The 5,949-nt window shown below is 41.0% G+C and carries 10 protein-coding genes; 3 read left to right on the top strand and 7 right to left on the bottom strand.

Annotated features, from left to right (window positions below):
- Together H6G26_RS37425 and H6G26_RS37420 are read left to right on the top strand one after the other, a co-directional pair.
- On the top strand, positions 1-124 hold a 124-nt coding region (locus tag H6G26_RS37425), incomplete at its 5' end, for a transposase (protein WP_190736656.1).
- 94 nt (positions 125-218) lie between these two features.
- Positions 219-416, top strand: coding sequence for a hypothetical protein (locus tag H6G26_RS37420; RefSeq protein WP_190736650.1), 198 nt, complete (start codon positions 219-221; stop codon positions 414-416).
- On the opposite strand, the gene H6G26_RS37415 is transcribed toward H6G26_RS37420, so the two are convergent.
- The 6 genes from H6G26_RS37415 to H6G26_RS37390 form a co-directional block, all read right to left on the bottom strand.
- Positions 388-759, bottom strand: coding sequence for a type II toxin-antitoxin system VapC family toxin (locus H6G26_RS37415; protein WP_347242581.1), 372 nt, complete (start codon positions 757-759; stop codon positions 388-390). The genes H6G26_RS37420 and H6G26_RS37415 overlap by 29 nt on opposite strands.
- Positions 753-968: a hypothetical protein gene (locus H6G26_RS37410; protein WP_190736646.1), complete on the bottom strand. Its 216-nt coding sequence runs from the start codon at positions 966-968 to the stop codon at positions 753-755. The genes H6G26_RS37415 and H6G26_RS37410 overlap by 7 nt, the downstream gene beginning before the upstream one ends.
- Positions 969-1,012: 44 nt before the next feature.
- A complete protein-coding gene (gene ureC / locus H6G26_RS37405) occupies positions 1,013-2,728 on the bottom strand; it encodes an urease subunit alpha (protein WP_190736644.1) in 1,716 nt (571 codons plus the stop codon).
- A gap of 66 nt (positions 2,729-2,794) precedes the next feature.
- Positions 2,795-3,100 (bottom strand): urease subunit beta, encoded by a 306-nt coding sequence (locus tag H6G26_RS37400; RefSeq protein WP_190736642.1) that lies wholly within the window; start codon positions 3,098-3,100, stop codon positions 2,795-2,797.
- A gap of 21 nt (positions 3,101-3,121) precedes the next feature.
- A complete protein-coding gene (ureA, locus tag H6G26_RS37395) occupies positions 3,122-3,424 on the bottom strand; it encodes an urease subunit gamma (protein ID WP_190736634.1) in 303 nt (100 codons plus the stop codon).
- A gap of 63 nt (positions 3,425-3,487) precedes the next feature.
- Positions 3,488-4,327: an urease accessory protein UreD gene (locus tag H6G26_RS37390; RefSeq protein ID WP_190736632.1), complete on the bottom strand. Its 840-nt coding sequence runs from the start codon at positions 4,325-4,327 to the stop codon at positions 3,488-3,490.
- Positions 4,328-4,630: 303 nt separating this feature from the next.
- Here H6G26_RS37390 and H6G26_RS37385 point away from each other — a divergent pair, with 303 nt between their 5' ends.
- On the top strand, positions 4,631-5,050 hold the full coding sequence (locus tag H6G26_RS37385; RefSeq protein WP_190736630.1) for a hypothetical protein: 420 nt from the start codon (positions 4,631-4,633) through the stop codon (positions 5,048-5,050).
- Between the two features lie 19 nt (positions 5,051-5,069).
- On the opposite strand, the gene H6G26_RS37380 is transcribed toward H6G26_RS37385, so the two are convergent.
- Positions 5,070-5,795: a DUF4351 domain-containing protein gene (locus tag H6G26_RS37380; protein ID WP_347242580.1), complete on the bottom strand. Its 726-nt coding sequence runs from the start codon at positions 5,793-5,795 to the stop codon at positions 5,070-5,072.
- Between the last annotated feature and the right edge of the window lie 154 nt (positions 5,796-5,949).

The raw sequence follows: 5,949 nt of genomic DNA, 5'->3' as shown, positions 1-5,949 counted from the left end.
AAATAGTGGCATGGTTGAGGGAATTAATAACAAGCTTAAACTGATTAAACGTTCTGGTTATGGATTTAGAAGCTTTGAAAATTTTAGAGTCAGATGCTTATTAAATTGGCATTTTATTTATTAGTTTGGCATAAAAAGTACTGAAGAGCCATAGTTTTTTAGATAGTATTTTTAGGTAAACTTCTCCGAAAAAAATGTTTACCTAAAAATTTATATAAATGAAATGCATTTTAAAAACTACTTTACTTACTTTTTTAACAGATAGCCACAAGCTAATTGAATTATGGCTCCTAAACTTCTTGCGCTCTCACTTCAAAACTTGCTGGAATTCTGCTGTGGAAGGAATTGCGATCGGCACTCTCACCACAGAACAAGCGATCGCTCACATTACACAATTTGCACTGCCTGAGTGTTAATTTCTGTTAAATTAGCCAATCTTACATCATTCGTAAACAATATTGCATTTATAGATTTTGCAGTTGTTGCAATTATTGCGTCAGGAAGCTTGAGTTTGTATTGTTTGCGAAATGTAATTGTGAAATTTTTAATATTACTATCAATACCAATGATTGTAATTTTATTTAAAAAATCAATAATTTGTGTTTCTTCTTTTAAATTGAGACTCGGATAAGAGAGCAATTCAATCTCAGTAATCACTGAAATAAAATATTGTCCTGATGGTAGTGGATTTAGCAAGCGACCACCAAAAAAATACAAGACTATGTTTGTATCTAACAAAACTAAAGGTTGTGTCAACACCACTCATCCCTAATTTGCTGCTGATATTCTAACGGGTCTTGAGTTAGTTGAATTACACCAGCATACTGGTTTAAATTAAACTCTTGTTTTTTTTGTGATTGATGAGCTTCTAATATCTTCTCAATGTGCTGCCAGTCCTGATAATCAATCAACACCGCTACCGGACGCATCGCTTCATCAGTCACTATTTTTTTCTTAAAAGGTAGCATGATTTTCTACATCAGATGCAACGTTTAACTATTTGATCGTAACTCTAAAACAAAAAGTACCTCTGTGCCATTGGTAAAACTGTTGCAGGTTCACAAATAAGCAACTCACCATCAGCTCTGACTTGATATGTTTCTGGATCTACTTCTATGTGGGGTAGTGCATCATTCAGCTTCATATCCTGCTTACTCAATTGGCGTGTCCCAGAAACTGCAACTGCTACCTTTTGTAAACCTAGCTGGCTGGGAATTTCGTTCTCTAAAGCTGCTTGGGAAACAAAAGTTAATGATGTAGCATGACGCGCCCCTGCAAAACTACCAAACATCGGTCGCATATACACTGGTTGCGGTGTGGGAATACTGGCGTTAGCATCGCCCATTTGCGACCATGCAATCATTCCGCCTTTAATGACTATCTCTGGTTTCACGCCAAAAAATGCAGCACGCCACAAACATAAATCTGCTAATTTTCCTTCTTCCACTGAACCCACATATTCAGCAATTCCGTGAGCGATCGCTGGGTTAATAGTATACTTAGCAACATATCTTTTCGCCCGAAAATTGTCTGCTTTTTGCTCACTTCCTTGTGGGTTAAGAGTTCCCCGTTGCACCTTCATTTTGTGAGATGTCTGCCAGGTGCGAATTATCACTTCACCTACCCTTCCCATCGCCTGCGAGTCGGAAGAAATCATGCTAAATGCGCCTAAGTCGTGCAAAATGTCTTCAGCAGCAATGGTTTCCCGACGGATGCGAGATTCGGCAAAAGCGACATCTTCGGCGATCGCAGGATCAAGGTGATGGCACACCATCAACATATCCAGATGTTCATCTAAGGTGTTGAGGGTGTAAGGACGTGTGGGATTGGTGGAAGATGGCAGAACATTAGCTAGGCTGCAAACTTTGATGATATCTGGTGCATGTCCTCCGCCTGCGCCTTCGGTGTGGTAGGTGTGGATGGTACGATTCTTGAAAGCTGCGATCGTATCTTCGACAAATCCGGCTTCGTTCAGGGTATCAGTATGAATAGCTACTTGCACATCATATTCATCGGCAACGCGAAGGCAAGTATCAATTGCTGCGGGTGTGGTTCCCCAGTCTTCATGAAGTTTTAACCCCATTGCACCGGCGGCTACTTGTTCTACAAGTCCTTGGGGTTGACTGGCGTTACCTTTACCCATAAATCCTAAGTTGACGGGAAAAGCATCAGCAGCTTGCAGCATTCGGTAAATATTCCAAGGGCCGGGGGTGCAGGTAGTGGCATTTGTACCTGTAGCTGGGCCAGTACCGCCGCCAAGCATAGTGGTAATTCCAGAAGCGATCGCAACTTCAATTTGTTGGGGACAAATAAAATGAATATGGGCATCAATACCACCAGCAGTGAGAATCATTCCTTCACCAGCTAAGGCTTCAGTTCCGGGGCCAATAATAATATCTACATTGTCTTGAATATAAGGATTTCCGGCTTTACCAATTTTGAAAATCTTGCCATCTTTAATGCCAATATCCGCTTTGACAATACCCCACCAATCGAGAATTAAGGCATTAGTAATTACTAAATCTACAGCACCTTTGGTATTAGAAATTGGGGATTGTCCCATTCCGTCTCTAATAACTTTTCCGCCGCCGAATTTTACTTCATCGCCGTAAGTCGTGAAATCTTGTTCAACTTCTATAAATAATTCAGTGTCTGCAAGTCGGATGCGATCGCCTACTGTTGGGCCGTAGGTTTCGGCGTAGGCGCGGCGATCCATTCTGTAAGGCATATAAATAAAATCCTTTTTTTAACGCAAAGGGACGCTGAGGGAAGCGCAGAGGTTTGCGGAGGGTTTTTAGAGGTTTCCGTTAATTTTGGCGTTGAAGCCGTAGACTTGGCGAGTACCAACTAAGGGGACTAGAGTTATTTCTTTTTCGTCGCCTGGTTCAAAGCGAACTGCGGTTCCGGCGGGGATATCGAGGCGCATTCCTCGCGCTTGTTCTCTGTCAAAGTTTAAGGCGGTGTTGACTTCATAAAAGTGATAATGGGAACCGACTTGTATAGGGCGATCGCCTGTATTTGACACTTGCAATTTTACAGCTGGACGACCAACATTTAGTTCTATTTCACCTGCTGGTGTGATAATTTCCCCAGGAATCATAATAAATTCAAAAATTAAAAATTAACGAATTGGATTATGTACTGTCACTAACTTTGTGCCATCAGGAAAAGTAGCTTCTACCTGCACTTCATGCACCATTTCTGGTATTCCTTCCATGACATCATCCCGCGTCAATAGAGTTGTACCGTAACTCATCAATTCAGCTACAGTTTGCCCATCCCTTGCACCTTCTAAAATGGCAGCAGAAATATAAGCGATCGCTTCGGGATAATTCAGTTTTAAACCCCTTCCTTTCCGTCTTTCTGCTAATAAAGCAGCTGTGAAAATTAATAGCTTATCTTTTTCCTGGGGTGTAAGTTGCATTCTTACCTCTTCCTTCTCTTCGAGACACTTTGTGAACGCGTCCTTCGCGCCTTCGTGGTTTGTTTAAACCTGCCACACTCTTGGTATACAATTACCACGATTCAAAAAAGAAACTCGCAGCATCTGCCAAACATCAATAAACCAGTTTCTCACTTCAGATGTAGAAGCACCGCGATATCGACACAATAATCCATGTTGTAACCGACTAACACCGGCTTCTCCTTCCCCATTCCATAAATTTCGCGTTTTTTTAACAATTTCTCCTGAAACTGCGTCACCAACCCAAACTAGACTACCTACGATTGGTTTTCCAGCCAAACCGTGGGGACTGTGAAAAATTTCTTCGCTACCCCGTAACCATTGCCGATCAATCCACAACGGAATACCTTCTTGCCAAATTTCGGTGTGCGATCGCCATTCCCCCTGCAAGAATTTTTCTCCTCTAGCACTGCGACCAAATCGAGTAATTTCCCAGCCTAACCAACTGCCCCCGGTTGCTAATTCTACTCGTAAATCTTGCCGATAAATCGCGTCGTTAAATAAAATTGTCTCTTGCGGCAACCATTCTAAACAAGCACCAGCGTCAACTTGCATTTGGATGGTTTGTCTAGCTTGTAAGCCATTACTGCGGTATATCTTGCTTGCAGCAGCTGTAGTGATTAAAGCTTGGGTTTGGGGTTGGAGATGGATGTTAGAGGATAAGCGATCGCCTCCTACAACTCCCCCGGCTGTATGTAAAATGACGCTATGACAAACTTTTTCTCCTTCTGGATAAAATGGGCGTTGTACCTTCAGGGGCGCTTGTTGGTGATTGTAAATTAATTGAGTTGTGCCTTTGCGATCGGCATAGACTAAATCAAGTTTGCCATGCCACCCTTCTGCTATTTGTGAATTGCAGGTCATTTATAAATTCAATATTAAACTTCAGATATCTTATATTTATTTAATAATGCATTCTTTCATACTTTACTTGCAATTTATCATTGTTTTTCGCCAAGGTGGACGCTAGTGCAATAAACCATATAGACAAAACCACTTTCATCACAAAAGCGCTGATATAATTATTGAAACCTATCAATAAGCTGTTCATATCCCAAGCCTTCACGCGGGAGATAAGAAACGCTCATTGCTCGTCCAATAAGTCCAGTTAAATCTAACATCTATGGTGAAATTAACTAAAGAATTTATACAGAGAGTAGGTAGATAATGGAAGCATCACAAATTGCAGATTTATTAAGAGCGATCGCAGAAGTTGTAGAATCTGATCCCAAACTTGCCAAGGCTGTAGAAAAATGTCTAACTAACAGTTTAAACGCTCAAAAAAGTAAAAAATTGTCCGAAGCAACACCAAAGCAGTCAGATGCTAGTAAAACTCTTGAAAATGGCGATATTCTGCTAACAGAATGTAGGCAAATTTTACGCGAACAGGGTGAAGAACAATTGAAGCTTTACTTAACTGAGCTAGGAGAACAGGTCAGAGAATTATTGAAACATGGCCAACTTGACCCGAAACGCTCTATGCGCCGCCGGAAGGATTTGAATAGTATTATTGAGCATATTATTCAAAAATTGCAAGCTCAAGATAAAAGCGGTAAATTACTTGCAGCATCAATCTCTAAAATATGATGCAGCTTTATTAATTCCTCTATTGCTGTTCTAACCAAGCTACTAAATCAGCAACTTCCGAAAAATCCAACAAAGCCTCTCCCAAGTTTTCTAACTGTTCAGCAGATAAATTCCGAACCTGCTCAACGAATGATTCATCAATCTCACCAAAGCGTCGTTTAAGCTGACGACTAATCAATTTAAACGCTTCCTTTTGAACGATATCTTGATAAATTACAGACTCTTTCATAATATCCTCCCGTAAAAATTGCCGAACCAAATCCTTGTCAAACCGTAAACCTGCCAGAATTTCTACACAACCCGCGATATTTTGTCGCTCCTCCCTATCTGGAATTGTAGCGACTTGTTCAGCCACTTGTGCCAGTAAAGTTTGCGGCGAGTCAGTTCGCGTCAAACTTGCTAAAGGTAACAGCGCCGGATTAGCTAAAAATAGTGTTGAATCTTGCTCCCAAAGACGAACAACTTGATATTGGTAAATCGTCGTGTTGTCCCGATATTCTTCAGTAAAAGCCATTTCGTTAGTAGTTTCTTGCAAAAAGATTAGCACTTGCACTACAGGACAACGGTATTGGCGCTTCAACCTCACAGAATAATCGAGCATTCGGAAATTAAGCGCCGGATTAGATTTCGTCAAAGTTTGAAATTCAATGTGCAAAATTTGGTTAGCCGCTTGCAAAAATGTCACAGAATCCGCGCGAATTGGTTCAAGCGTGAGTTCCGTTTTTAAGACTTCAATTTGTTGCACCTCTACTCCAAGTAGCCAACGCACAAACTCGGCTGGGTACTGTTCAGCTAAATGATGCTGTTGGCGAAATATTCCTTAACATTATTGGCAAAGGAAGCACGATGTCTGGAAGATGTTAAATTTTGCCTTAGAAATAGCTTTTTGGGTGATTTAG

It is taken from the genome of Nostoc sp. FACHB-888, assembly GCF_014696655.1.
Classification (GTDB): Bacteria; Cyanobacteriota; Cyanobacteriia; order Cyanobacteriales; family Nostocaceae; genus Nostoc.
This window is presented reverse-complemented; position numbering and strand designations above follow the sequence as displayed.